Genomic DNA, 25,414 nt, shown 5'->3' with positions numbered 1-25,414 from the left:
GAAGTCTTCGTTGCCGATCTCGTGGAACAAGATGTTGAACTCTCGGAAGTCGGCGCCGTTCGGGTCGGCGATGATCGCCTCCCACCCGGACTCGAGTTCGGTGCTCGGATCGGCGGGATCGAGATAGCGCGAGCCTTCGGGCTCGAGGACGAGCGTGCCGAACAGACCATGCGACATCGTGTAGCGCGTGTCCGACATCGAGTTGAACACGTAGGCGCCCTCGGCGTACGGATCGGTGGGAACCTGGAAGCGATACGTGATGACGTCGCCGGGTGCGGCCAGCGAGTTCGGGTTGAACCCGACGTTGCCGCCGGCGTTGGCGGCTGTGAACGGCAGTCCGGTCACGTGGAACGACGCATCACGCCCGACGAGGTCGTTGTGGAACTCGATCTCCAGACAGTCGCCGAGGTTGGCACGGATGACGAGCGGCTGGATCGCGTCGTCGCGCAGTCCGGGGGTGACCTCGCCCGACGCTTCGGCATCCCGGACGTCGTCGATGCGGTCGCGCAGCACGAACATCTTGCCCTCGGGGTCATGATCACCGAACGCGTTGAAGACGATGTCGACGTCGATCGCTGCGACGTCGTACTGTCGGATCGGAGCGGCGGCGCTGCACTCCTCGCCGGCTGCCGACACCACGGATGGCGACTGGAGCGGCGACGGCACGACGACCGCTGACAGGATGAGTGCCATCGACAGGATTCCGACGCGTCGCTCGCGAACATCGGTGCGCGGTGCCGAAGCCAGACCGAAGACGGCCAGCACCGCCAGCACCACGAACCCCGACACGCCGGCGAGGAGCAGCGCGGGGCTGACCGCGACCGCTGCGATGATGAACCAACGGACGTGGCGATCGGCCTTCCGGCCGGGACCGACGAGCCAGAGTCCGACCACCAGAAGCGGGAGCGCAACCGCTTGGCCGATCAGCGAGTCGCGAAGCGCGTGACCCAGCACCGACCCTTCGTGGACGTGCCCACCGCCGAGCCGTTCGTCGATCAGGCCGTGCGCCGGTACGCCGGCGAGCATCAGGACGAAGAACACCTCGGTGGCGATCGCCGCCCGGACGAACAATCCGGCGCGTGGCTGACGGATCGTGATCGCGAGGGTGAAGAATCGCCCGCAACTCAGCGCGATGAACGCGAACGGGATCGCGAAGAGTGCGTCGCGTCCGATGTGTGGGAGGTGGTCGAGCATGTCGTCGTGGGTGCGCAGCACGAATTTCGCGTGCAGGAGGTGCTGCCACATGATGACGCCGACCGCGAGCAGCAACGCCGGGCCGATCGTCGCCCAGCGCGATGTTGTGCTCGTCGGTTGGTCGACGGGGGAGTCAGCCATGATCGTGTCCTTCCAATTCGGCGATCGCGAGGCGCGTCTTCTGGCCCGACGACGTCCATTCGACGTAGAGGTCTTCGTTGATCTCGGCGCTCGGAACGTCGAACGCGAGGACAGTGCTGAACGCGTGGGCCGGAGGGACCTCCATCGGGACGAACGTGCCACCCTCCAGCGGATCCCACGTGGCGTCGTTCGCTCCCACGAGGACGAAGTCGGCGGGCTCGACGACGCTCGTCGTGTTGCCCTGGTTGGTCAGACTCACGTTGATCTGCAGCCGCTGTGACCCCTCGTCGGGCGTGCCCGGCATCATGCTTCCCGGCATCTGGAAGCCCTGCACGACGTCGGTGACGTTGCTCACGGGCACCTCGTTCGGATCGACGCCGTCGCCGTGGTCATCGCCGCCGTCGCCACCGTCGCCGTGGTCGTGGGCACTGTGATCATGCTCGAGCCACTCCGACGACGAGACCCACAACGAAAGATCCCCGCTCCGCGCCTCGGTTCCGGCGGTCACGACCGGTTCGGCGGTCGCCAACCCGATCGCAAGGACGACCCCGGCGACCGCTGCGATCGCTGCGATCCCTGCGACGAGGTTCGGCGTACGCCAGACTCCCCGCGACGATGCGCGTGCCTCACGAACCTCGACTCGCTCCATTGTGCGTCCGCCCGTCAAAGGGTGCTCCTTCCGCCTGAGCACCATCCGAATCGATCGACCTTTGGAAAACCTTCGAGATCACCGCCAACCCGATGTGACGTCCGTCCGATGTGGCCGCCGGTGGTCACCTCGACGGACCGCGATGAAGCCCGTCGGGACCGGACTCATGTCGTCCAACTTGTGTCAGGAACCCACGTCTGGTAGCACCTTGTCGACGGGTCGACCGCAAGGTCGAGGAGAGTTCGCGAGCGGTGCGATCGACGGGATCGGGACGGAACGAGACATGGACGAGAACGGTGAGCTTCTCATCACCATGTTCGGAACGCTGAGCGTCCGCAGCGGGTCGCGGTTCAGCGGTCCCGCGGATCTGGGCGGGGTGAAGCCGAGAGAGATTCTGGAGATTCTCCTCCTGCACAACGGCAGTGCCGTCTCCAAGAACGTGCTGGCCGAACACCTCTGGACCGACCGATCACCGCAGAAGGTCTTCGCGACGCTCGAGTCATATGTATCCGTCCTGCGGAAGCGTCTGACGCGGCTGTCTCCGGCCGCGGCAAGTCTGATCGTCACGGGCAATGGTGCCTACTCGATCGACCGCCACGCTGTGACGGTGGACATCGACGTGTTCGATCGTCTCCGCCGGCAGGCCTCCGATGACACCGTTCATCGCATCGATCTCCGTGCGCGAGCGATGGAGTTGGCCACGGCCGACCTGCTCCTCGACGCGGAGGATGCGACGTGGGCGCTCGGCGCACGCGAGCTGTACCGCGAACGTGTCACCCGCTGTGGGGTGCAGCTCGCACGGGACCTCCTTTCCGTGGGCGACGCCGACGGTGCTATCGCTGCCGCTGAGCAATCCATTCGGTTCAGTCCGTACGCCGAGGAGGCATATCGGCTGGCGATGGTCGCCAACTACTCCCTGGGGCTCGACGGTGTCGCACAGAATGTTCACCAACGATGTCGGACGGTCGTGGAGAACGGCCTGGGCCGAGATCTCACATCTGCGACCGAAGACCTCGCGGGCTCGATCGATGCCGGAGTCGCCCCTCGCGACCTCGTCTCGGAGATCATCTCCGATTCCGCCGGAACGATCACCTTGCTCCGCCGCTCGATCGAGCGGCGGATCCCCGCGAGTCGCCTCCCCTTCGTCGGTCGTTCGCGAGAGCTGGGCGACGTCATGTCGTCGATCGAGCGATCGCTCGATGGAGCGGGTTCGCTCGTCGTCGTTCGCGGGGCTCCAGGTTTCGGGCGGACCGCCTTGCTCGACGCCATCGCCCGTCATCAGGTCCTCGTCGACGGCACGTTCGCCGTCGGACGTCACCGTTATGTGGAGGGTGGGCGCAACCGACCCGGCGTCCCGCTCGCCGAAGCGACCCTCGATGCGTTCCGCGGAGGTGCCATTGCCGGTGCCGCCGAGGACTACGGCGCGCTCCAATGGCTCGGACTCGACTCCTCGTTCCTGGCGCCTCTGATCGCACTCGTCGAGCGGCATGGACCGCTCGTTCTCCTGCTGGACGATCTGCAGTTCGCGGATGACTCGGTCATGAGATGCATCGAACTCCTCGTCCAACAGATCCATCGGATTCCCCTGACCATCGTCGCGACCGTGTCGTTCCCCGCGATGCCCAACGACACCGACCTCACAGCGCTGCCGGGCCTCCCGGCCTGCACGACGATCGAGTTGGGTGCGCTCGATCAGGAAACCCTCGACGACCTAGTTGACGATCTGGTGAGCTGGACCGGGGGCGTCCCGTGGCTGTTGGCCGATGCATGGCGGTGGCAGCGAGCCGGCTTCACCGGCCCGTCGCCGACGATGCGCCATCGCGTCCTCAGTACGGTGCGCGGGCTCGACGAGTTCGATCGAACGCTGCTGCTGGAGGCGACGGTTCGACCGACGGCGTACGCCACCGCCGAGCTCGCGGCAGCGATCGGTGGCGACGAGTGTTCCGTCCGGCAGCGGTGCGAACACCTCGTGGAGCGTGGCCTCTTCATCCGCACGAATGACGACTACCGGTTTCGGGCTCCGTTGGTGAACCAGATCATCGTCGAAGCCGTGGGGTCCCAGCATGACTCCGTCATCGCGTCGTAAGCGGCATCGCCGATCGAAGGAGGGGCCGGTGCGACAACGCGCCGGACGTTCGCCGGATCGTCCGATCAGCGGCTAGCGCGTGGCGAAGAACTTGCGATCGTCCTCGTCGAAGCTGAAGAACGCCTGCCCGATGAGCACGAGCGTGTCGATGTCCTCGACGGGAACCTCGAGCACGACGTTGCCACTCGTTTCGCCACCCTGGAACACCTCCGAGAACGACTGGTAGGCCGGAGCGGGTGGAACCGCGAAGTTCTGCGCACTCGAGATGTCGGACACCACGTTTGTTCCCTCGCCGACTCCACCGATCGAAACCCCGGTCGTGTCCGACGGCTCATCGCCGTTGTAGACCGCGGTGATGTTCACCACCACGTACCGCGTTCCCTCGGGTGCCGCATCGTTGAACGGATTCTCAGCCGCGACGCTCTCCGTCCCGTCCAGTTCCACCGAGTTGACGGTCATCGCCCATCCCCCGCCGATGTCGGCGGCAACACCGAGCGGCACCGGGTCGTCTCGGGTGCCATCCGCGTCGACCGGCGACGCCTCGGTGATCGTCGACACGTCCGATGTCGTCGGCGGCTCCGCCGTCGCCACGGTCTCCGTGTCGACCGGCGCGGTGTCCGGCTCGACCGGGTTCGTCCCGGTGCCGGACGGACCGTAGGAGTCCGAATCGCTTCCGGCGCACCCGACCAAGAACGCCGCGGTGATGATCAGGCCAAGCGTCCGCTTCATCGGCGAGACGCTACGCGCTCGCCCGGGCAACGAACAATCCCGGCGCATCGCGTGTGCTTTCACGGCCGGGAAAAAGCCGTTGAACTTCGGTATCTGGAGTTCTCGTCGAAGCTCGTCAAGTGACGTTGAGCCTGGTCAGAGCATGTTTTCGACGAGCGTTCGTCTCGGCTGGTGTCGTTTGATTCCCGCTGGTTTCGTTCCGTTCGCGGACATTCTGCTGACAAGCGAGACCTCGCCGAATGACAGCCATCCGTTGAGTTGCATCCAAACCGGATGCCGACGATCTGAACGTCGTGCTTCGCATCGTCAACGACCCGATCGATTTCGAAGACGAGTTCATGCACCCGATCGTTGCCGTGCTCGATCTGCTCGATGCCGCCCACACACTCGCCGCCGCCGAGGCGCTCCGAGTCGTCTCATGACGATCACCGTCGACTTCGGTCAGCTGCATCCGGCCGCGCACGAGACGTGGACGGCGATTGCGCGGATGGTCGCATCCACGAACACCCAGACGTGGGCGGTCGTCGGCGGGCAGATGGTTGCAATCCACGCCACCGTCCGGGGCGTTGAACTGCCGCGGGCAACCGATGACGGAGACATCGTCGTCATGTCCGCACGTTCACCCGCAACGCGCGACGAGACGTCGCCGATGAGCTGGTGGCCGACGGCTTCGAATCAGAACAGTCGCCGGAGGGAATCGTCAGATTCATGAAGGGCGACGCCAAGATCGACCTCCTCACGCCCGACGGCCTCGGAGCCGACCCGGTCGAGACCGGACAGGGACGCGTCGTGCAAGCGCCGGGCGCCACGCAGGCGTTCAAGCGTCCGGAGCCCGTGGCCGTAGACCTCGCAAGCGAGTGGTTCGAAGTTCGCACTTCGAACCTGCTCGGAGAAATCGTCGCGAAGTCGGCTGCCGCGACGGAGGTCGTATCCGCCTCACGTTTCGACAAGGAGAAGCACGAGCGAGATCTCGCCACCCTCTCACGTGCGCAGCACGAGATCCGAAGTTGGAACAGTGGGCCGAGGCGATGACGAAGAAGGATCGAAAGCGGCTGACCGCTGCGAGCCTGCCGTTCCAGGATGATGCTCACCCATGCTGGTCCGACGGGGCCAACCGGAGTGACGTTCGGACGGTGCTCGACATGCTCCTCGGGTAACTCGCTTCACTCCCCCGCTCGTGATGTGGGTGCTTGCGCCGTCGCGGCGCAATGGGCCTCCCAGATCTCCGGTCGAAGCCGACCTCGATCGCTCACGTCTAGGCCCGCGGCGATCGCCCAGGCCCGCACCTCGGCCGTCGTCGGTTCGGGTACCGGCACCGGGCCACCGATCGGCAGCGCATCGACGCGCGCAGTGCCGACTGCATCGTTGGCTCGGTGCTCGATCGCAGCACCAAAGAATCGGTACGTCCACTCCTGTGCGAGCTGGCGGGTTTCGGCGAACACGATCGGCACCGTCGGGTACCTCACCGCCGCCTCCGCGATCTGCTCGGCCACCGAGGCCGGGCGAACGCGAGTGAGCTTGAACAACGACGAGTAACGACCATCGACGACCACAGCGGCATGAGAAACGTCGGCCATCGCAGCGAGCAAGGTCCAGAGCTTTCCGCCGACGATCGTCGACACGAGATCCTCGATGCTCTTGCGTTCGACGACTGCCACGACCACACCGTCCACTTCGACGGCGTAGTCCCCAACCGGCAGTGCCTGCTTCGAGGTCGTCGCCTGCTGGTCGGAGAACTTCCAGGCGTACCGCTCACGCGTGTCCACCACGATGTCGAGGCGACGACCCGACGCGCGAGCCTTCGGTACCGCAACGTTCGGCCGGGCCTGCTTGCGGGTTCGCGCCGACTGCCAGAACACGACATCGCGACCCCGAGCCTTCGTGAACACGAACTGCGACCTGTTCTCCCGCGCACGATCGAGCACGAGATCGATGGCGACACCACGACGCACACAGGAGGTCACCGGCACCCGCTCCACGATCTCGAGTTCCTCGGGGTCTGGCCACTCGGTCGCCGGATGGCAGAACACCTTGGCAGTGCGAGGCCACGTGTCCTTCACCTTCAGAACGACCGGACGGGATCCCAGCGGCAAGCGCACCAGGAACGGCAGCGACGACGCTGGATCAGGGTTCCGGGCGATGACGAACTCCACGACCCAACCGTAGATCGGCGAGCGACGGCGCCCGGGCGACGGCGCTCACATGATGAGTGGCATTCTGTGGGCTGAAACCGATTGAAATGCCGGATCCCGGACGGGTCTGAGGCCGTCGGAGGACGCGAGTATCGAGCACTGCACTTCGGCTGGAGTGTTGCGCGAGTCCGCCGCAATGAGACGACATTCGCGAGGGCGATATCGGGTGTCGCAACAGGTCTGGGACGCTGCACGACTGGTCGTGCCGACGAGCACCCCGTATCTCGTGCGCCACGGCGATGCGGACACAAGCGGCGATGATCCTGGTCTGACGGACGTCGGGCGTCATCAGGCTGAGCGGGCGGGCGTACGACTCGCCAATTCCGGCACGTTGACGATCGGGTACCGGGGAGATCGCCCGTGACGCGTTGAGTTGGTGGAAGTAGACGATGGTTGCTTCGCGATCGGCCGGGTTCGACGGATCCGCCCATCTCTCGGGCTGGGTCATCGGGCCGGTGCCAGTGCGATTCGGTCGCACAGGGCGAGTCCTCGATCGAGGTCGGCTCGATCGGCGTAGCGCGCCCAGTTCAGCCACAACCCGTTCTGCAACGCCGTGACGTCGATCGCGCGATGGCGGGCCGTGCGCGGATCCAGACCGGGGCGCGCTTCGACGATGACAGTCGCCATCGTGTCCAGGTATTGGGCATTCGTGCGCTTCTCGACGACTTCGATCTGATCGTCGGTGCGCGAGATCGCCCAGATCGCGACGCGCAGTGCGAGGTAGTCGCGCTCGAGGAACTCGCCGTTGAACGAGCCGCGTACAAATGCGCGGACCCGCTCCTCCGGGCCGTCGATGCCGTCGAGCGAGCCGATGCTCGCCGTCAGCAGCCGATCGTTCGCGAGACCGAATGCCGCCACGATCAGGGCGCGGCGGTCGTCGAAGTGGTAGCTCAGCAGGCCGAGCGACACGTCGGCCTCGCGTGCCACGTCACGCAGGCTCATGCCGTCGAGACCGTCCCGGACGATGCACGACATCGTTGCCTCGAGGATCGCCTCCTGGGTTTCGGTCAGGTCGGCGGACGATCCCACTCCACGTGTTCTAACAGAGGACTGGACATTCGTCCAGTCCTCTGTTTCAATAGCACAGTGGCGCCCAATCAAGGTGCCCGTCGAGTCCTGGGGGACACATGGCGACGGCATTCGCAGCGGTCGAGATCGACCTCGACCGCTTCATCGACCTCGATCGGTATCCGGTCCACGACGTCACCGATCCGACGCGTCGAGACCTGGTCGCCGAGACGCGAGATCAGATGGCTGGCAAGGGGTCTTTCCGCATCCCTCAATTCCTGCGGCCCGAGGCCGTCGATGCGATGCGACTCGAAGCGACGGCGTTACACGACCAGGTGTCCTGGACGCGCCAGGACCACAACCCGTACTTCTCCGCCGACGACGACTTGCTCCCAGCCGAGCATCCCAAGCGCACGTTCCAACATCGCGAGAGCGGGTTCATCAATGCCGACCTCCTGTTCCCGGACTCGCCGCTGCGCCAGATCTACGACTCCGACGTCGTTGTCCACTTCATCTGGGAGTGCCTCGGCGTGGACCGGCCGATCTACCGCTGGGCCGATCCGCTTGGCCGGAATCCGTACGGGGTCCAGGCACCGGGTCAGAGCCTGCCGTGGCACTTCGACGGCAACGAGTTCACCGTGAGCATGCTCGCGCAGAAGGCCGACAGCGGCGGGGTGTTCGAGTACGTGCCCAACATCCGTCGGCCCGACGCCGAGAACTTCGAGCACGTTGCACACATACTGGCCGGCGGTCGTGACGGGGTCCGTGAGCTCGACCTCATTCCTGGTGACTTGCAACTCTTTGCGGGCCGGTACTCGCTGCACCGGGTGACGGCGGTGGTCGGTACCACAACGCGCTACAACGGCCTTCCCTCTTATGTGTTCGATCCGTATCGGATGAACCGCTCGTACCACTCGGCGACGATCTACGGACGGGCGACCGAGTTCCACCACGCTCGCGAGCGAGTGCTGGTCGACGGGTTGGTCGACTGACTGTGGCGGAACTCAGGCTGGCGTTCATCGGTCTCGGCAACATGGGTGCGCCGATGGCGCGGAACCTGCTCGAAGCCGGCTTCGACGTCACGGTGACCGACCTCGACCCGGTCAAGGTCGACGCTCTCGTCGCTCTCGGCGCCGGCGGAGCCGCCGATGCGCTCACCGCCGTCGTCGCTGCCGACATCGTGCTCACGGCGCTGCCCGGTCCGGCTCAGGTGCGGGCGGTCGGCGAGCAGATCGTGCCGGCGATGCACGGCGGCGCCACATGGATCGATCTGAGCACGAGCGATCTCGATTGTGGCCGTGCCATCGACGCCCTCGCCGCTCGTCATGGTGTCGACGTGCTCGACGCTCCGGTCACCGGCGGTGTCGAAGGAGCCGAGGCGGGCACACTGCTGCTGCTCGTCGGTGGCGATGCCGACGTGCACGCCCGATGTGTTCCCGTCCTTGCGGCGCTCGGGGATCGGTACGCCCTCCTCGGGCCCCGCGGGGCCGGTTACGTGGCGAAGATCTCCCAGGTGATGCTCTGCTACCTCAACTCGGTGTGTCTCACCGAAGCGCTGGTGCTCGGCGTCAAGGGTGGCGTCGATCCGGCGAAGATGCTCGACATCATCCAGCACAGCACGGGCCACAGTTACGTGGCCGAGCAGTACGGACCGGAGTTGTTGAACGGTGGCTACGACGACACGTTCGACCTCGGCCTCGCTGCGAAAGACCTCCGCCTCGCACTCGGTCTCGCCGAACAGGTCGGCGCCACCCTGGCGTTCACCGCCGATGTCGGTCGGCTCTACGCTGCTGCCGAGGACGAGTTCGGTTTTGGTGCGCCACATCTCATGGCGATGAAGCGGATCGAACGCGACAACGCACTCATCCTTCACGAAGGATCGAACGGAGCGACAAGATGACCGGCAATCGAGAAGTGACCGCGGACGACTTCGCGTCGGCGAACGCCGGAAGCTTCACCGGCGACGAGTGGCAGGCGCGCATCGACCTCGCCGCGATGTATCGACTCGCCGCACACTTCGGCTACGACGACCTCGTCTGGAACCACATCACGATGCGGGTTCCGGGTTCGGATCACGACTTCTTCCTCAACAAGTTCGGGCTGCTCTACAACGAGGTGACCGCATCGAACCTGATCAAGGTCGACTCCGACGGCACCGTGCTGGAGGGGCCCGCCGATGTGAACACCGCCGGGTTCGTGATCCACTCCGCGATCCACAACGACTTTCCGAAGTGGAAGGTCGTGTTCCACGCGCACGTGCCCGACGCACTCGCCGTCACCGCGCTGAGGAACGGCCTCGAGCACCTCGTGCAAGACACGTCGATGCTGTACGGAGAGATCGGCTACCACGACTGGGAAGGCCTCTCGCTGACGCTTGAAGAACGCGAGCGGCTGGCCAAGAACATGGACGGCAACCGTGCGCTGATCATGCGCAACCACGGCTTCCTCACCGTTGGCGAGACGGCGGGCGAGGCGTTCATGGTGATGCACTACCTGATCCGCGGATGTCGCACACTGCTCAAGGCACATGGCAGCGGCCTCGACGTCGACCCGGGTCCGACCGACATCTGGGAGCTCTCGAAGCGTCAGTACGACCACTTCCCGCTCGGCAAGCACGAGTGGCCAGCGCTACTGCGCCTGCTCGACCAGCAGGACCCGTCGTACCGCCAATGATCGTCTCGTGAAGCCATCGGCCACCTCGTGAAGGTCGTCCTGTGAGGATCGTCGCGGTCGAAACCCGGCTGGTCGAACTGCCGCTTCCGCGCCCGATCGGCACGGCGATCCACGCCATTCGGTCGGTCGGTTGCGTCCTGGTCACACTGCGCACCGACGACGGCATCGCGGGTGAGTCATTCGTCTTCACGATCAACGGCGCCAGGCTTGCCGCGTTCGACGAGATGATCCGAGGGCTCGGCGAGCTGATCGTCGGACGCGACCCACACGACACCGGTGCCATCTGGAGCGACCTCTGGATGGAGGTCAACCCGACCGGCCATGCCGGCGTCACGATCGCTGCGATGTCGTCGCTCGACGTCGCCTGCTGGGACATCGTCGGCCGCGCCGCCGACCTGCCGTTGAGCAAGGTCTTCGGAGCGTGTCGCGACTCGGTCGACACCTACGCCAGTTCCGGGCTCTGGCTCGACGCGTCCCTCTCCGACATCGCCGAGGAGGCGACCTGTTTCGTCGAGCAGGGCTTCACTGCCGTCAAGCTGAGGATCGGCAACGACACCGTGATTGCAGACATCGAGCGGGTCCGGGCCGTCCGGTCGGCGATCGGCGACGACGTCCGGCTGCTGATCGACGCGAACCAGAAGTTCGTTCCGAAGGACGCCATCCGCCTCGGTCGCCGACTCGACGAGTTCGACATCACCTGGTTCGAAGAACCGGTCGCCGTCCACGACGTACGCGGGTGCGCCGAGGTCCGCGCCGCGCTGGACATCCCGATCGCGACGGGCGAAACGGAATTCACGAGCCGGGGCATCAAGCAGCTGCTGGACCAGCGCGCCGCCGACATCGTCATGCCCGATCTCCAACGAATCGGCGGCTACACCGAGTTCCGGCGGTCCGCAGCCCTGGCCGCAGCGGACGACACACCGGTCTCGTCACACTTCTTCACCGAACACAGCCTGTGCGTCGCAGCCGCCACCCCCAACTGCATCTCGGTCGAGCACGTCGACTGGTTCGCTCCACTGTTCGCCGAATCGGTCGAACTCCGCGACGGGCGACTCGTCGTCCCGAACCGCCCCGGGACATGTTTCACGTTCCGCTGATCCAGTCGGTGCTGCATCGGATCACGCCTGACTGGTTTCACTTCGCACCGCTTGGCTCCGACAACCGTCCGAGTCGTCACACATCGACGTAGCACAGCGACCTACCGACTGATCGCTTGTGCGAGATACCCGCCGAGCGCAGCGATTGCAGAGAAGTACCCGAACAGAATCGCAACCAGTCGGCGTCGGGCAAGTCGGGTGAGGATGACGAACTCGGGCACGTTCGCACCCGCACCAGCGATCGTCAGCGCAACGATTGCGCCGGTCCCGACGCCCGCTGAAGTACAACGGCGTGCCGAGACGGCAGCGATCGGGATCGCGAGCGGGCTGTGCGCTCACGTGATCCGCGCGGCCGTAGCCGGTGACATGAAGGCCCCGATGGCGAGACCGGCGGCGACACGGAAAGCGGGAAGTGGAGCGACCCGCAACTTGAACGATCGTACAAAAAGGCGTATGGTCGCCGGCATGTCCCGACCGACGCGCTCACCGAACGTGTTGATGGTCATGGCAGATCAGTTGGCTCCGCACTTCACGGGCACGTACGGGCATCCCCTCGTGTCGACGCCGAACCTCGATGCGCTCGCAGGTCGCGGTGCACGCTTCGACAACGCCTACTGCCACTCGCCGCTGTGCGCGCCTGCTCGGTACACGATGCTGGCGGGCCAGTCGATGTCGGCGATCGGAGCGTGGGACAACGCGAGTGAGTTCCCGGCATCGACGCCGACGTTCGCTCATCACCTCGCGCTCAACGGGTACCGCACCGTGCTGTCGGGAAAGATGCATTTCGTCGGACCCGATCAGTTGCACGGCTTCGAAGAGCGGCTGACCACCGACATCTACCCGGCCGACTTCGCGTGGACGCCGAACTGGGACCGTGCCGACGAACGGATCGGCAAGTGGTACCACAACATGGAGGTGCTCCAAGAGGCTGGGCAGGGCGTCACCACCTACCAGATCGACTACGACGAGGAGGTGGGCTTCGCGGCCCGTCGCAAGCTGCTCGACATCGCCCGCGATGCCGACGAGCGACCGTTCTTCCTGTGCGCGTCCTTCATCCACCCGCACGACCCGTACGTCGCACGTCCCGAGTGGTGGAACCTGTACGACCACGACGACATCGACATGCCCGACGCCTGGGACGAGGCCGAACTCGACCCGCACACCCGGCGCATCCGGGCCGGGATCGAGGCCGACACCGTCGGGTACACCGACGACCAGGTACGCGCCGCTCGGCACGGCTACTACGCCAACGTCAGCTACTTCGACGACTGGCTCGGCAAGCTCGTGGCGACACTCGACGAAACCGGCCAGACGGACAATACGGTCGTGATCGTCACCAGCGACCACGGTGACATGCTCGGCGATCGAGGCGCATGGTTCAAGATGTCGTTCCACGAGCGCTCGGCCCGCGTGCCACTGCTGCCGACGTTGCTCGACACCGCCGGGGCGCCAGGTGTCGCAGATGGGTTCGGCGGGCGCAGTCTGCTGCCCGCCGCGACCGGTGCCGAGGATCCGGTTGACGAAACGTTCGGGGAGTACGCCGCCGAGATGATGTCGTCACCGATCTTCGTGATTCGTCGCGGGCGGCAGCAGGCCCGCCGTCTCGTGGGACCATCTGCCCGCCAATGACGTCGCCAACCAGTACGTCCGCAACCACCATGACTGGACGGAGGCCAGCGAACGAAGCCGCTATCCACGTCTCGAAACGGAGGCGCGCTCATGAGGAACTCAGCTTCTGGTCGGCCGAAGCGAGGAGTTGCATCATCTCGCGCGCGACCATCGGGCCGGCGTTCTGGTTCTGGCCGGTGACGAGGTTCCCGTCGACGACCCAGTGATTGGCGAGCGGGTCGCGGAACTTCGTCTCACTCTCGAAAAGTGCGCCGACACTTCGCAACTCGCGCTCGGGATGATGTGGCGTCGCATCGATCCCGAGTTCCTTCACCTGCTTGTCGGTGACCGCGGAGATCCTGCGACCCTCCACGAGCGACGAACCGTCGGCTGCCTTCGCGTTGAGGAGCCCGAGCGGTCCGTGGCACACGCCACCCATCACGAGTCCTGCCGCGTTCGCTTCGGTCATCTTCTCGCCGAGTGATTCGGAGAACCCGAAGTCGAATGCGGCGCCCCATCCTCCGGCGAGGAACACGATGTCGTAGTCGGCCATGTCGGCGTCGCCGATCGCGCGGGAGTCGCTGACCTTCGCCCTGAACTCGTCGTCGGCGAGGAAGCGATCGTCGTCGGCGGTGCGGATGATCGGTTTGAGCGACATCGGGTCGACGGCGACCATGCCGCCGGTCGGGCTGGCGATGTCGACGTCCATTCCGGCGTCGAGGAAGGCGTAGTACGGGACGGTCATCTCGCTGGCGAAGACACCGGTCGGCTTGGCGATGTCGAGCCAGGCGACGTTGGTGGCAACGACGAGTGCGCGAGTCCCGGTGAGGTCGAACGTCGTGGCGTCGGGGTCGTCCGGATGCATACCCACGCGCTTGAGGACCTTGCGCAGCAGACGGGCGGGAGGTGGTGGTTGTTTCATCGGTGTTCCTGACGTCGGCGTTCGCGTTGCGTACGGCCACGGTTCATTGCGCGCGGGAACGGCTCGTGCGCGCTCTTCCTTCAACGCCCGTCGCATCGCTGCGAACACGGCGGCCGCGGCGGGGTCGTCCCAGCGGTTGTCCGTCTCGATCGGATCGGTGTCGAGGTCGTACAGCTCCCACTGGTCGGGCAGCGGTGCGGTCCGGTACTGGTCCGATGCCGGCCCTCCGCTTGCGGCCAGGTGACGAACGCCAGGCTCGGTCCAGGTGGCGGGGTCGTCGAAGACGCGGACGATCTTCCAGAGCGCGCCATCGACGCGGTGGACGAGGCCTTCGAAGTTTGCTGCGACGTGGGCGGGTGTGATGATCCGAAGTGGGAGCGGCGGCTTGACGGTCCGACCCAGCCGGCGGGCGAAGGCCGATGCGCTGCTGTCGCCTTCGAGCATGTTGTCGTTTGTCATCATGTAGACGGGCCGGTCGCGGTCGGCACTCGACGGGTCGTCGACGACCGACATCAGGTTTCGTCCAGGAAGCGGGTGGACTTCGCTGAACGCATCGCTCAGCACCTGGGCTGCGATCGCCTCGTCGATCCCGGCCGCCGCGAGCAGCGTCGGGACGATGTCGACATGCGAAGTCGGTGCGTCGGTCACGGCGTCAGCAGCGGTCGCTCCGGTGCCCACCCGCGCGATCGAGAACGGGACGCGGGTTGCCTCGTCGTACAGGTTGAACCACTTCTGATGCAGGCCACCGTGTGCGCCGAGCAGGTCGCCGTGATCGGAGGTGCGCACGATGACGGCGTCGGTGCCCTGATCGGTGATCGCCGTGCGGACCCGATCGATCGGTGCGTCGACCTCGGCGTGGAGCCGGTGGTACAGGTCCCGGTACTGCTGCGCCTTCTTGTCGTAGGCCCCGAGCACCGCACGCACCGGGCCGTAGCCGGACGGATAGGTGTCGCGATAGGCGATCTGGGCGGCGGGTTTGGTGGCGAGGTCTTCGTGCTGGGTCGGGGCTTCGGGGACGTGCGGCGGATCCATCGGCCACGGCTCGATCGGGTTGCCGCGCCTCGCCCACGCCGGGAACAGCACGATGTCGTGTGGGTTGACGAAACTCGCAACCAGGAGGAACGGCCGCTGGGCGTCCGCGTCTCCCGCGGCGCGGCGCGCGTACCGGTCGTCGAGCCAGGCGACGACGCGGTCGGCGATCAACGGGTCGCGGCGGACCCCGGCGTCGCGCAGTCGCCCGCCGTGCGGTTCGGGACCGATCCAGCCCGAGAATCCGTACGGATCGAGCGCGTCGGCGCTCCGGTACCGCTCGACGCCGTCGGTGAGCACGTTGCCGTCGTCGTCGTTCGTGTCGACACGCCGGCCTCGCGAATCATGCAGGTCGGCATGGCTGAGATGCCACTTGCCGTCGTAGTGCGTGTCGTAGCCCGCGGTGCGGAACCAGTGGCCGAGCGTGGGCACCTCGCCCTGACGGAGCCAGCGCATGCGCGAGTCGTCGGCCGTCTTGCCGAGCCCGTCGGTCTGGGTGACCCCGTGGACCTCCGGATACTGACCGGTGAAGATCGTCGGTCGGCTCGGCACGCACGCGAGCGAGCCGGTGTAATGACGACGGAAGTTGACCGCGTTGTCCTCGAACCACTGCGCGCCCGGGAGCGCGCGCCGACGCCACGCTGCGACGTCGTCGGCTTCGTAGGGCGGCGCTGCGCGTTCTTCATCGGACATGATGATGATCACGTCGGGACGATGCTCGGTCATGCGGGGGCTCCGGTCGCGTTGGCGGGCACCGCGACGGTGGCCCCGGGGGTGCCGACGTGTCGGGTGAGTCCGTCGAGCATCTGGTCCGACGCCGAAGCGAGCCGTTTGCCGACCGCCTTGGCGATCAGCTGCTGTGGCGGGCGCGGCCCGGCGTCGACCTCGGTGGTGAGGGACACCGTGGTCTGGGCCCCGTCGTCGACGAGCCGCCACGTGTTCGTCACCGATCTGACGACCCGCGGGAGGCCGGTGATGCGATACGCCACCGATGAGGCCGGCTCCCAGGCTTCGACCGTCTCGACGACGGTCGCACGGGACGTCTGGATCCGTCGTGTCGTTCCGATGCCCTCGGTCTGCTCGCTCAGCAAGCACGAGTGGTCGACGTTGGTCGCCCATCGGCTGATGTCGCCGAACTCGGCGAGCACCGCCCACACGTCACCGGGCGATGCCGGGACCACTGCGGTTCTCTCGATCGTGACCATCAGTTGCTCGTCGACGCGTCGAGGGTGTTGACGTGGGCTCGGACGATCATCGTGTAGGTGTCCGCGATGGCGGCCTCTCGATGATCCTTCTGCGCGGCGAGGCGTGCCGGGTCGGTGACCACGGCCATGAACGCCGCCTTGCTCGGGAACTCGTTGAAGCGGACCTGATGCCAGGCCCGGCCGTCGCCAATGATCGTTCCCTCCACCGCGAACCAGCCGTTGATCCGCATGCCATGCGCCAGCGCGCCCTTGGCCGCCTCGCTCTGGTACTGCTCCATGTGGCTCGGCGTGACGTGTGCGGCTTCGGCATCGTGGAAGCGCAACACGTGAATCACCACGACCGGTCCGTCGTCGTCGGTCGACGGGTGCGGCACGTCGGCCCCGTCGACCGGGGCGAATCCGTCGGGTGCCGTCGGCTGCTCCATCGGCTGCGTCCCGAGCACGATCGTCGACTCCATGCCGGCGTCCTTGTGCTGATGCGACGTTTGGAAACTGGCGAGCGCTTGCATGTCGATGAACGAACGGCGCGTCGGATACTTCACGACGCCGACCCGATCCCACGACGGCGACTCACCGAGCAACTGTTGGTCGACGTCGCCGAAGAAGACCGGCTGGGCCCCGACCGCAGCGAGCGAGTCGAACGGCGAGTACAGGTCGTCGGCTTCGTGCCCACTGATCGTCGAGTCGCGCCCGTCCGCGTACTCGGCTACGTCGCGGTACTTCATCAGGTTGACCATCCACACAGGACCGTCGTCGCCGGAGGGCGTTGTCGCGAGCGTCATCGCGTAGTCCCGGTCGATCGTGCCGTAGCGGGGTTCGGTGGGTTCGGTCATGTCAGCCGCGACCGATCGCGTCGAGGACGATCTGGGCGAGTTGTGCGGCGCCGTCCTCCTGGAAGAAGTGATGCGCGTTGGTGACGGTCGTGTGCGGTTGGCCCTGCGTTCCGGGGACCAACTGCAGGAACGGCTTGTCGCCACCAGCGGTGACCGGATCGTCATCGCTGAAGCAGCAGACGAACGGCTTGTCCCATTGCTCGAACACTTTCCACGCAGCGACGTTGTCGGGCACTGCCGGGTCGTCGGTGGAGGTGGGGACGAGCGATGGGAAGATCCGCGCACCTTCCTTGTAGGTCTCGTCGGGAAACGGTGCGTCGTAGGCCGCGACTTCACCTTCGCTGAGCTCGGTGTTGGTGGCGCCCTGCAGGATCTGCCCGATCGGGAACACCGGGGATTCCTGGCTGAACTTCTGCCACGCCAGGAACGCATCGCTCGGAGCGTGTTCGCCGGTCGGGAGGCCGGTGTTGCCGACGACGACACGATCGAAGCGGTCGGGGTTGTCGGCGACGAGTCGCAGGCCGACGAGGCCGCCCCAGTCCTGACCGAAGAACGTGGCGCCGCGGATGTCGAGGTGATCGATGATCGCCTCCTGCATCCACGCCACGTGGCGGGCGTAGGTGTAATCGGACTTCGCGGTCGGCTTGTCGCTCTTGCCGAAGCCGACGAGGTCGGGCGCGATCACGCGCGCCCCACCGGCGACGAGCAGCGGGATCATCTTGCGATACAGGTAGCTCCAGGACGGTTCCCCGTGCATCGCGAGCACGATCGGGCCGTCGGCCGGACCTTCGTCGAGGTAGTGGACGCGCAGTGAACCGCCTGGATGTTCGGCGTCCTGGTCGGAGACGTCGACGTAGTTCGGCTCGAACGGATAGTCCGCGAGGTCGGTGAATCGTTCGTCGGGGGTCCGGAGGGTTTCCATGCGCGGCTCGTTTCGGTTCGGTTGGTGGTCGGTGGGTCATCGGGTACCTGACACCCGATGACCTGGTTTCAGCGGGGATGGATCTCGACGCGGTGGAGGTCGTCGCCGACTTCGATGGTGCCGTCGAAGTGGGCGGCGGACAGCGAGCGCCAGTCGTCCGCGGTACCGCTCACGGGCATCGGAGGGACGTAGTGGGTGAGGATCAGCGTGGCGACGTCGGCCTTCGCCGCGGTCTGGGCTGCTTCCTCGGGCGACGAGTGGTAGTCGAGCGTGTCCTGCATCCGCTGCATCGGCACGTTGGCGATGATGTCCTTGCGGATCACCGTGTGCACGAGCGCATCGGCACCGCCGCACAGCGCGTCGAGGCCGTCACACGGCACGGTGTCCCCGGCGGTGACCACCGATGCACCTTCGAAGTCGAAGCGGAATCCGACGCTTGGTTCGACGGGCTTGTGATCGGTCTGACCGCACGTGATGGTGACGGCACCGCCCTGCCCGTCCGGCAGTTCGACGACGCCTTCGGTCACTTCGATCACCCGCACCGGCGGACGGTGGTCGAGATCCGGGTGATGGGCGAGGCGGTACTCGATGTCGGGGTCGAGTGACGCGAGGATGTGATCGACGACCTGCTGGGTGCCGATCGGCCCGACGATCGTCAGCGGCGTCTCTTCGAACGTCATCACCCAACGCGTCGTGATGACGTCGTTGAGGTCCGTGATGTGGTCACTGTGGAGGTGCGTGATGAACACGGCGGTGAGGTTCGGGGCTCCGAGCATGCACGCTGCCAGGCGCATCAATACGCCACGGCCGGCATCGACGAGGTAGTGCTCGGCGTCGGGTCCCGTGCCTGAATCCGGTCCCGCCGAGATCAGCGTGGCGGGTCCGGCGCGATCGGGGGACGGCATCGGCGATCCGGTTCCCAACAGGGTGACGGCGAGGGTCATTGGCGACTCATTTCTGCTGCGGCTTCGGCATCGCGTGCTTCCGCGTCTTGTCGACTGAGGAGTTGGATCTCCACCTCGTGGAGGGTCCCCTCGAACGGAAACGGGGCGGTGTATCTGGTCGAGACGGGCGACCCGTGGTCGTAGGCGAGGCTCGGCCCGACCGACGACATCATCCGCATGAACAACGGCAACTCGACCTGTCCGGTCGGATCCCCGTTCACGAAGATCGCCATCTCGCCGGCCATCCCGGCACGGCGTCGGAGCTTGACGACGAGGGTGGCGTCGCCGTCCGGGATGGTCGTGTCCGACTCGAGGACGGTGTGCTCGTCGAACGCGTTGTAGTCGACGACGAGCCGGTCGTCCTGGACGAAGATCGACATCCCCGAGTTCTCGGTACCGGTCGCGTAGATGACGCCTCCGTCGCCACCGGAGCGGGTCACCCGAGCGGTCAGGTCGAACGACTTGCCCGCGATCGCGGCCGATGCCTGCCCGGGCATCGGCGACATCGGCGGCCGGTACACGTAGCGCATGTCGGACGGGTGTGGTGAGTTGTCTCGGAAACGCGCTCCGAAGAGTTCGAACATCCGGTCATCGAGCGGGAGCACGCCGTGACGCTCCGCTTCGCTCCACCACAGGTCGACGAGTTCGACGAGCTTGTCGGGTTCGGCTTCGGCGAGGTCGTTGCATTCCGACCAGTCGTCGGACAGCCGGTAGAGCTCCCAGGTCTCGGTGTCGTAGTCGGCGTCCTTGGTGTGTTTGCACACCGCCTTCCACGCCACACCGTCGTCGTCGATCTGCGCGAGTGCACGGCTTCCACCCATCTCGAAGTACTGCAAACGGTTGGTGGGCGGTGCGGCGGCGTCATCGAGCGTGGATGCGAACGAATGGCCGGTGACCGGCAGCTGATCGATGCCGCGGTACGTGTCGGGTGGCGTGATGCCGACCATCTCGTAGATCGTGGGAACGATGTCGGACACGTTGACGAACTGATCGCGCCGCCCGGTCTGCTCGGGAGAGACCCGTCCGGGAGCGTGCATGATCATCGGGACGTGGACACCGCCCTCGTGGGTGTTCTGCTTGTACCACTTGAACGGCGCGTTGCCGCACTGGGCCCAGCCCCAGGGGTAGTTGGTGTGGCTGTGCGGGCCCCCGATGTCGTCGATCTGGTCGATCATCGCGTCGCCGTCATCGAACACGCCGTTGAAGAACTTCATCTCGTGCATCACACCGAATGGGCCGCCCTCCTGGGACGCGCCGTTGTCGGCGAGCACGACGAAGATCGTGTTGTCCATCTCGCCGAGGTGTTCGAGCCCGGCGACGAGACGACCGATCTGGTCGTCGGAGTGGTCGAGGAATCCGGCGAACGCTTCCTGCAACCGCGCGGCCACCTTCTGCTGGTTCTCCGGAAGCGAATCCCACGGCTCGACGCCCGGGTTGCGAGGCGCGAGCTCCGTGCCCTCCGGAATGACGCCGAGTTCGAGCTGCCGCTCGTACCACCGCTGGCGCACGAGGTCCCAGCCCTCGTCGTACTTTCCGCGGTACTTGTCGAGGTACGCCTGAGGTGCCTGATGCGGTGCGTGGGTGGCGCCGAACGGGACGTATGCGAAGAACGGCCGGTCGGGGCGAACACCCTTGCTGTCGCTGACCATCTTCAGCAGCTGGTCGATCATGTCCTCGCTGACGTGGTACCCGTCGGTGTCTCCCGGCCCGGACCGCGCCGGCGGCTCGATCGGATGATTGTCAGCGACGAGGTCGGGATGGAACTGATCCGTCTCGCCTTCGAGGAAGCCGTAGAAGCGGTCGAACCCGCGGGCGAGCGGCCACTGGTCGAACGGTCCGGCCGCCGAGCACTGCTCCATCGGCGCGAGATGCCACTTACCGACACAGAATGTCGCATAGCCCTCGGACTTCAGCACCTCGGCAACGGTCGCCGCGTGGTTGCTGATGTGACCCAGTTGATTCGGGAACCCGGTCCGAAAGTTCGATACCGCACGCATGCCGACCGCGTGCTGCGATCGGCCGGTCAACAACGACGCCCGCGTCGGCGAGCACAGCGGCGTGACGTGGAAGTTCGTGAACTGCAGCCCGTTCGCCGCCAGCGCGTCGATGTGTGCAGTGTCGATGTCCGACCCATAGCAACCGAACTGCGCGAACCCGGTGTCGTCGAGCAGCACGATCACGACGTTGGGCGTGCCGGTACCCGGGTGTGGGGGCTCGTCGAACCACGCATCCGAGTCGGCGATCGTGCGCCCGATCGTTCCTTCGAAACGAGATGGTCTGCTCATGTCTGCTCCTCGGTTTCGGGCACCCACCGCGCGAACAGTGCGTCGAGTGCTCTGATCCAGGTCTTCGCGATCTGGCGAGACGTCCGGGAATGCGCGGCGCACATCAAGTCGAATGCCTCGGGTGATGTCGTGGCGTCGATCAGCGCCACGAGGTTCGCCGCTTCGGCGGGCGTGAGCTGATCGATCTCCGCAGCGAAGCGTTGACGCGTCTGATCCGCCAAGCGCCCGCGCAGCCGTGCGAGACCCTCGACGAGCGGCTCGTGATCGAGCGCACGCGACCGCCCGATCCGCAGCAAACCGCTGGCCGCCTCCAAGAGTTCGATCCGAGCCCTGACGTGCGAACGGATTCGGACGGTGCGCTGCTCGTCGGCGTCGGCGACGACGAAGAGGTGAGCGAAGTTCGCCTGAGACCGTTCGAGCGCCTGGCGTTGAAGATCGTGCAGGCCGTCGAAGTTCCGGAAGATCGACGAGACCGACACACCAGCGCGTGCGGCCACGTCATCGGCACTCGGCGGGACCTTGCCTTCACTCACGAGGGCGAACACCGCCTCGATGACGGCCTCACGGCTGCGTTGACGACGGGCGCGGCGACCGTCGACGGGTTCGTGCGCGTTCACACTCGGAGCCTAGGGCACCAACCTCATCTTGTGCAACTTGAACTCGCAATACATCCGGTTCTCGATGGCTCGTGTCATGAAAGTCAACTCATCATTTCGGTAGACTCGCGCCGTGCTGCCGAACCACTACGAAGGCCAGGACTGCTCGATCGCACGAGCGCTCGAGATCCTCGGCGAACGGTGGACGCTGCTGATCCTGCGCGAGGCGTTCCTCGGATCGACCCATTTCGACGAGTTCGAGCAACGTCTCGAAATTGCCCCGAGCACGCTCACGCGCCGGCTCGATCTCCTCATCGCCGAGGGGCTCCTCGAACGTTCCGCCGATCCGAACGATGGTCGGAGCCACCTCTACCGTCTCACCGCAAAAGGCAGCGAGACACACCTGGTGATCACCGCCCTCCGTGATTGGGGTGAGAGCTACTACTCCCACGGAGCGCCGCCCGACTCGCTCACGCACGACAGCTGCGGCGGACGGGTCCGCGCCGAACTCCGCTGTGAACGATGCGGTGATCCGATCGGCATCGCCGAGACGCGTCGGACCGAGCATCGTCCTCGGACGCGAACGACGGCGCCGTGACCGCAGAACGGACCGAGCTCGGTCCGTCAGTCGAACGTGAAGGGTGACTCGGGGAGAACGATCTTCACCGGTTCGGCATCGTCGATCGTGGCGAGGTGCAGCAGGAAGCTCCCGATGCCCGCAGCACCTTGCATGTAACCGGTCTGCGCCTCGACGAACTCGGGTCGGGTGCGATGCTCGGCCTGAGGCCACGATCGAGCTCCATCCTCGACCTCGCTCACCGCCAACACGACATCGGCGAATCGGCGGGCGAGCGCGAGATGGCGCTCGTCACCGGTCAGTCGGTAGAGCGACAGGGCGTAGTCGCCGATGCCCGCATCCCCACAGCATTGGCCGTAGTTGTTCCAGAGACCGTCGGACCGAACCTCGGGAGCCCCGGTGGCCTCGAGGCCGCGCATGTTGGCATCGAGACGCAGCCGCCAGATCTCGTCGCCCGTGATCTCGTGCAGCAGGTGGAAGAGCCGCCCCGTGCCGACCGGGCCGTGGCACAGCCCGAGATAGCACAACCCTCGGGGCCGCCCCTCCTCGGTGTGTCGGACGAGGAACGACTCCTCGTCGCCTGGTGGCTCGGTCGAAATGATGTTGGCCATGACGTACCCGGCCGCCGCGACGGCGGAGTCGAGCAGGTCCCGGTCGCCGGTTTCCCGGTGGAGATCGGCGAAGAAGTAGCCGACGCCGGACGCTCCGTGAGCGAAGTTGGGGGCGTTGAACGGAAACGGCTGGTCGGCCATCATCGGCCAGTTGGGTCCGTGCTCGGTCTCGATCGACATCTCGAGCAAGCGATCCGCCACCTGACGAGCCCAACCCAGAGCCCGGTCGTCGAGGCCCTGTCGGTGCGCGTAGAGCAGCACCGTTCCTGTTCCCGCTGCCCCGATACTCAGGTCGAGAAGCTCACGGTCACCCGTCATGCCGGTGATGGCAGAGAACGGCATCGGTTCGATCCATCCGATGCCTGAGCCGAGCGGTTGCGCCGAACCCATGATCCGATCCAGAACGTCGACTGCTGCGGCGCGGAACCGCTCCTCGCCCGATGCCATCGCCAGTTCGTTCAAGACGAAGACGTGCCCGGCCGCACCCGAGTAGATCGCACACGAGAGAACGTCTCGGCCGTTCAGGGAGGCGACGATCGCATCGCCGGCTGCAATCGCGCGATCGAGATGGGCGACGTCGCCGGTCGCCCGATGGAGCTCCAGCTGGAACAGGATGATTCCCGCCGTCCCGTGGTAGAGCGTGTGCGGCGTCTCCGGCGCCTCGGGCGTCCGTGTCCAGACGTCGTCGCGACGGCACCGCTCGATGAAGCGGTCCGCTTCGAAGACCCGGTCGAGGATCTCCTGTGTGGCCATCAGGCGCAGGGCTCGATCGGTTGGTGGCGAACGATCGTGTGCATGCGGTACAGGTTGACACCTCCAGCGCTCCCCGTCACATCTGCATCTCCAGCCCGGCGGCACCGAAAGCCGACGCTTGTAGCGTCGTCGGGATGGCACAGAACAAGCTCACTCCCCTTCAGCAGGTCGAAGCCGACCGCAAGGCCGCCGCCGAGAAGAAGGCCAACAAGGTCTCCCGCACCTTCAGCGACGAGGAGAAGGCGACGCGCAAGGAGCGTGTGGGTAAGGCCAAGGATGCGCTCGCTCGCTCCGTCGGAGCGAAGGGCGATCACGTGACGGCCGGTCGCGCGGCGTTGAAGCAGTACCTGCGCCAGATCAACGAGCCGAATCAGCCCGACGATCAGCGTTTCGAGATGCTGGTCGAGGCACCGTTCAAGGCGCCACCGAAGAAGCGCGACAACAACCGCTGATTCCGGAACCCGGTGCATCCGGCCGGCCGCTGATCCTCCTCCAGCGACAGGCGGCGGTGGAGCATCCGGTCCGCAACCGCATTTTCATTCGTCCGGGTTCAGGTGGCGGCGCTCCGCTGCAACCTGCCGCGCGCTGGCGAGCGTCGGCGCGTGGCCGGTGAGCGCAACGAGGAATGGTTCACGTTCGATGGCGATGAGCCAGGTCTCGCTGAGTGCTCTGACCGTTGCCGTCCGCGGGATCTCGTGGAGCAGAGCGATCTCACCGAAGCCATCTCCACGACCCATCGTGTTCACGCGCACATCGTCCTCCAGCACCTCGACCAGGCCCTCCGCGATCACGTAGTAGCGATCACCTCGCTCGCCCTGGACGACGATCGTGTCACCTGCCGGTACGACGACCTCCGACGCGATCTGGGCGACGCCTTCGAGCGCCGTCACCGGCAGCGCGCGAAAGATGTCGACCGAGCGGACGAGCGCGATCGTGACGGCGGGAATCACGGCCGCAGCATCGACGGCGTGAAGTGGCCGGAAGCGAAGCAGGATGATCACCGGAACGATGGCACCGGTGAAGAAGAGCGCGCCTCGAAGGCCGGCAATGGCGATGACGATGGGGATGGAGACCGAACCGATCCCCCATGCGGCCATCGAGAGGCCATCCTTGAACGAGAACACGCGGGCCAGCAGCTCCGTCGATGTGACGCGCTGGAGGAGCGTTCGCCCCGACACCTCCATCAAGCTGCGCGACATGCCTGTCACCGCGGCGACGATGAAGGCAAGGACCGTGGAGATCGCCAGGCCGAGCACAACGAAGGCGCCTGCTGCCACCAGCGCCGCGGCGAGCATGACGGGCACGAGCCGAGCCCGTCCGACGAGGGCCAGCGACGTGACGGCACCGAGCACGGCACCGG

The 25,414-nt window shown here is 66.0% G+C and carries 25 protein-coding genes and 1 pseudogene; 11 read left to right on the top strand and 15 right to left on the bottom strand.

All coding sequences use genetic code 11. The annotated features are described in order from the left end of the window. Nucleotides 1-1,335 (bottom strand): multicopper oxidase domain-containing protein (locus WBV89_RS12310; RefSeq protein ID WP_423981642.1); only part of this gene is annotated, 1,335 nt, incomplete at its 3' end. Continuing rightward, nucleotides 1,328-2,002: a hypothetical protein gene (locus WBV89_RS12305; protein ID WP_423981641.1), complete on the bottom strand. Its 675-nt coding sequence runs from the start codon at nucleotides 2,000-2,002 to the stop codon at nucleotides 1,328-1,330. The genes WBV89_RS12310 and WBV89_RS12305, both read right to left, overlap by 8 nt. A 265-nt stretch (nucleotides 2,003-2,267) precedes the next feature. Here WBV89_RS12305 and WBV89_RS12300 point away from each other — a divergent pair, with 265 nt between their 5' ends. Beyond that, nucleotides 2,268-4,070: an AAA family ATPase gene (locus tag WBV89_RS12300; protein ID WP_423981640.1), complete on the top strand. Its 1,803-nt coding sequence runs from the start codon at nucleotides 2,268-2,270 to the stop codon at nucleotides 4,068-4,070. 72 nt (nucleotides 4,071-4,142) lie between these two features. Here WBV89_RS12300 and WBV89_RS12295 read toward each other — a convergent pair whose 3' ends face one another. Further along, the gene (locus WBV89_RS12295) at nucleotides 4,143-4,799 is read right to left on the bottom strand and encodes a hypothetical protein (RefSeq protein ID WP_423981639.1); all 657 of its coding nucleotides are present in this window, start codon (nucleotides 4,797-4,799) and stop codon (nucleotides 4,143-4,145) included. A gap of 293 nt (nucleotides 4,800-5,092) precedes the next feature. Here WBV89_RS12295 and WBV89_RS12290 point away from each other — a divergent pair, with 293 nt between their 5' ends. Together WBV89_RS12290 and WBV89_RS12285 are read left to right on the top strand one after the other, a co-directional pair. Continuing rightward, on the top strand, nucleotides 5,093-5,221 hold the full coding sequence (locus tag WBV89_RS12290; protein ID WP_423981638.1) for a hypothetical protein: 129 nt from the start codon (nucleotides 5,093-5,095) through the stop codon (nucleotides 5,219-5,221). A gap of 235 nt (nucleotides 5,222-5,456) precedes the next feature. Then, nucleotides 5,457-5,831, top strand: a complete 375-nt coding sequence (locus WBV89_RS12285; protein ID WP_423981637.1) for a hypothetical protein — start codon at nucleotides 5,457-5,459, stop codon at nucleotides 5,829-5,831. A gap of 131 nt (nucleotides 5,832-5,962) precedes the next feature. Here the strand turns inward: WBV89_RS12285 and WBV89_RS12280 are convergent, their stop codons facing one another. Further along, nucleotides 5,963-6,952, bottom strand: coding sequence for an ERCC4 domain-containing protein (locus tag WBV89_RS12280; protein ID WP_423981636.1), 990 nt, complete (start codon nucleotides 6,950-6,952; stop codon nucleotides 5,963-5,965). Nucleotides 6,953-7,435: 483 nt separating this feature from the next. Next, nucleotides 7,436-8,020, bottom strand: a complete 585-nt coding sequence (locus tag WBV89_RS12275; protein WP_423981635.1) for a TetR/AcrR family transcriptional regulator — start codon at nucleotides 8,018-8,020, stop codon at nucleotides 7,436-7,438. Nucleotides 8,021-8,118: 98 nt separating this feature from the next. Here WBV89_RS12275 and WBV89_RS12270 point away from each other — a divergent pair, with 98 nt between their 5' ends. The 6 genes from WBV89_RS12270 (at nucleotide 8,119) to WBV89_RS12245 (ending at nucleotide 13,492) form a co-directional block, all read left to right on the top strand. After that, nucleotides 8,119-8,991: a HalD/BesD family halogenase gene (locus WBV89_RS12270; protein ID WP_423981634.1), complete on the top strand. Its 873-nt coding sequence runs from the start codon at nucleotides 8,119-8,121 to the stop codon at nucleotides 8,989-8,991. Nucleotides 8,992-8,993: 2 nt separating this feature from the next. Beyond that, nucleotides 8,994-9,899: an NAD(P)-dependent oxidoreductase gene (locus WBV89_RS12265; protein ID WP_423981633.1), complete on the top strand. Its 906-nt coding sequence runs from the start codon at nucleotides 8,994-8,996 to the stop codon at nucleotides 9,897-9,899. Further along, nucleotides 9,896-10,672: a class II aldolase/adducin family protein gene (locus WBV89_RS12260; RefSeq protein ID WP_423981632.1), complete on the top strand. Its 777-nt coding sequence runs from the start codon at nucleotides 9,896-9,898 to the stop codon at nucleotides 10,670-10,672. The genes WBV89_RS12265 and WBV89_RS12260 overlap by 4 nt, the downstream gene beginning before the upstream one ends. Before the next feature lie 41 nt (nucleotides 10,673-10,713). Beyond that, nucleotides 10,714-11,769: a mandelate racemase/muconate lactonizing enzyme family protein gene (locus WBV89_RS12255; RefSeq protein ID WP_423981631.1), complete on the top strand. Its 1,056-nt coding sequence runs from the start codon at nucleotides 10,714-10,716 to the stop codon at nucleotides 11,767-11,769. Between the two features lie 465 nt (nucleotides 11,770-12,234). Beyond that, nucleotides 12,235-13,398, top strand: a complete 1,164-nt coding sequence (gene betC / locus WBV89_RS12250; RefSeq protein ID WP_423981630.1) for a choline-sulfatase — start codon at nucleotides 12,235-12,237, stop codon at nucleotides 13,396-13,398. Next, a complete protein-coding gene (locus WBV89_RS12245) occupies nucleotides 13,385-13,492 on the top strand; it encodes a hypothetical protein (RefSeq protein WP_423981644.1) in 108 nt (35 codons plus the stop codon). Before betC ends, WBV89_RS12245 begins: the two co-directional genes overlap by 14 nt. Here WBV89_RS12245 and WBV89_RS12240 read toward each other — a convergent pair. The 8 genes and pseudogenes from WBV89_RS12240 to WBV89_RS12205 all read right to left on the bottom strand — a co-directional run bounded on the left by WBV89_RS12240 (nucleotide 13,487) and on the right by WBV89_RS12205 (nucleotide 22,134). Further along, a complete protein-coding gene (locus WBV89_RS12240) occupies nucleotides 13,487-14,086 on the bottom strand; it encodes a type 1 glutamine amidotransferase domain-containing protein (RefSeq protein ID WP_423981643.1) in 600 nt (199 codons plus the stop codon). The genes WBV89_RS12245 and WBV89_RS12240 overlap by 6 nt on opposite strands. A 156-nt stretch (nucleotides 14,087-14,242) precedes the next feature. Beyond that, nucleotides 14,243-16,054, bottom strand: a pseudogene (locus tag WBV89_RS12235) (sulfatase-like hydrolase/transferase); the annotation flags it as partial. Further along, nucleotides 16,051-16,533, bottom strand: coding sequence for an SRPBCC family protein (locus WBV89_RS12230; protein WP_423981629.1), 483 nt, complete (start codon nucleotides 16,531-16,533; stop codon nucleotides 16,051-16,053). The pseudogene WBV89_RS12235 and the gene WBV89_RS12230, both read right to left, overlap by 4 nt. After that, nucleotides 16,533-17,366 (bottom strand): hypothetical protein, encoded by an 834-nt coding sequence (locus tag WBV89_RS12225; protein ID WP_423981628.1) that lies wholly within the window; start codon nucleotides 17,364-17,366, stop codon nucleotides 16,533-16,535. Before WBV89_RS12225 ends, WBV89_RS12230 begins: the two co-directional genes overlap by 1 nt. Nucleotide 17,367: 1 nt before the next feature. Then, entirely contained in the window at nucleotides 17,368-18,288 is a 921-nt protein-coding gene (locus WBV89_RS12220) for a haloalkane dehalogenase (protein WP_423981627.1), read from the bottom strand. A 68-nt stretch (nucleotides 18,289-18,356) separates the two neighbouring features. Next, complete coding sequence (locus WBV89_RS12215; RefSeq protein ID WP_423981626.1) at nucleotides 18,357-19,232, bottom strand: ribonuclease Z; 876 nt, start codon at nucleotides 19,230-19,232, stop codon at nucleotides 18,357-18,359. Beyond that, nucleotides 19,229-21,517 (bottom strand): arylsulfatase, encoded by a 2,289-nt coding sequence (locus tag WBV89_RS12210; RefSeq protein WP_423981625.1) that lies wholly within the window; start codon nucleotides 21,515-21,517, stop codon nucleotides 19,229-19,231. The genes WBV89_RS12215 and WBV89_RS12210 overlap by 4 nt, the downstream gene beginning before the upstream one ends. Next, a complete protein-coding gene (locus WBV89_RS12205) occupies nucleotides 21,514-22,134 on the bottom strand; it encodes a TetR/AcrR family transcriptional regulator (RefSeq protein WP_423981624.1) in 621 nt (206 codons plus the stop codon). The genes WBV89_RS12210 and WBV89_RS12205 overlap by 4 nt, the downstream gene beginning before the upstream one ends. Nucleotides 22,135-22,246: 112 nt before the next feature. Here WBV89_RS12205 and WBV89_RS12200 point away from each other — a divergent pair, with 112 nt between their 5' ends. Continuing rightward, a complete protein-coding gene (locus WBV89_RS12200; protein ID WP_423981623.1) occupies nucleotides 22,247-22,711 on the top strand; it encodes a winged helix-turn-helix transcriptional regulator in 465 nt (154 codons plus the stop codon). A 26-nt stretch (nucleotides 22,712-22,737) separates the two neighbouring features. Here WBV89_RS12200 and WBV89_RS12195 read toward each other — a convergent pair whose 3' ends face one another. Next, nucleotides 22,738-24,054: a lanthionine synthetase LanC family protein gene (locus tag WBV89_RS12195; RefSeq protein WP_423981622.1), complete on the bottom strand. Its 1,317-nt coding sequence runs from the start codon at nucleotides 24,052-24,054 to the stop codon at nucleotides 22,738-22,740. Nucleotides 24,055-24,188: 134 nt separating this feature from the next. Here WBV89_RS12195 and WBV89_RS12190 point away from each other — a divergent pair, with 134 nt between their 5' ends. After that, on the top strand, nucleotides 24,189-24,506 hold the full coding sequence (locus WBV89_RS12190) for a hypothetical protein (RefSeq protein ID WP_423981621.1): 318 nt from the start codon (nucleotides 24,189-24,191) through the stop codon (nucleotides 24,504-24,506). 84 nt (nucleotides 24,507-24,590) lie between these two features. Here the strand turns inward: WBV89_RS12190 and WBV89_RS12185 are convergent. Further along, nucleotides 24,591-25,414, bottom strand: an 824-nt coding sequence (locus tag WBV89_RS12185; RefSeq protein ID WP_423981620.1) for a cyclic nucleotide-binding domain-containing protein, incomplete at its 5' end; no start/stop codon positions are given.

It is taken from the genome of Ilumatobacter sp. (assembly GCF_049588435.1).
Classification (GTDB): domain Bacteria; phylum Actinomycetota; class Acidimicrobiia; order Acidimicrobiales; family Ilumatobacteraceae; genus Ilumatobacter_A.
Note: the sequence above shows the minus strand (reverse complement) of the source record. Positions and strands in the feature narration are given on the sequence as shown.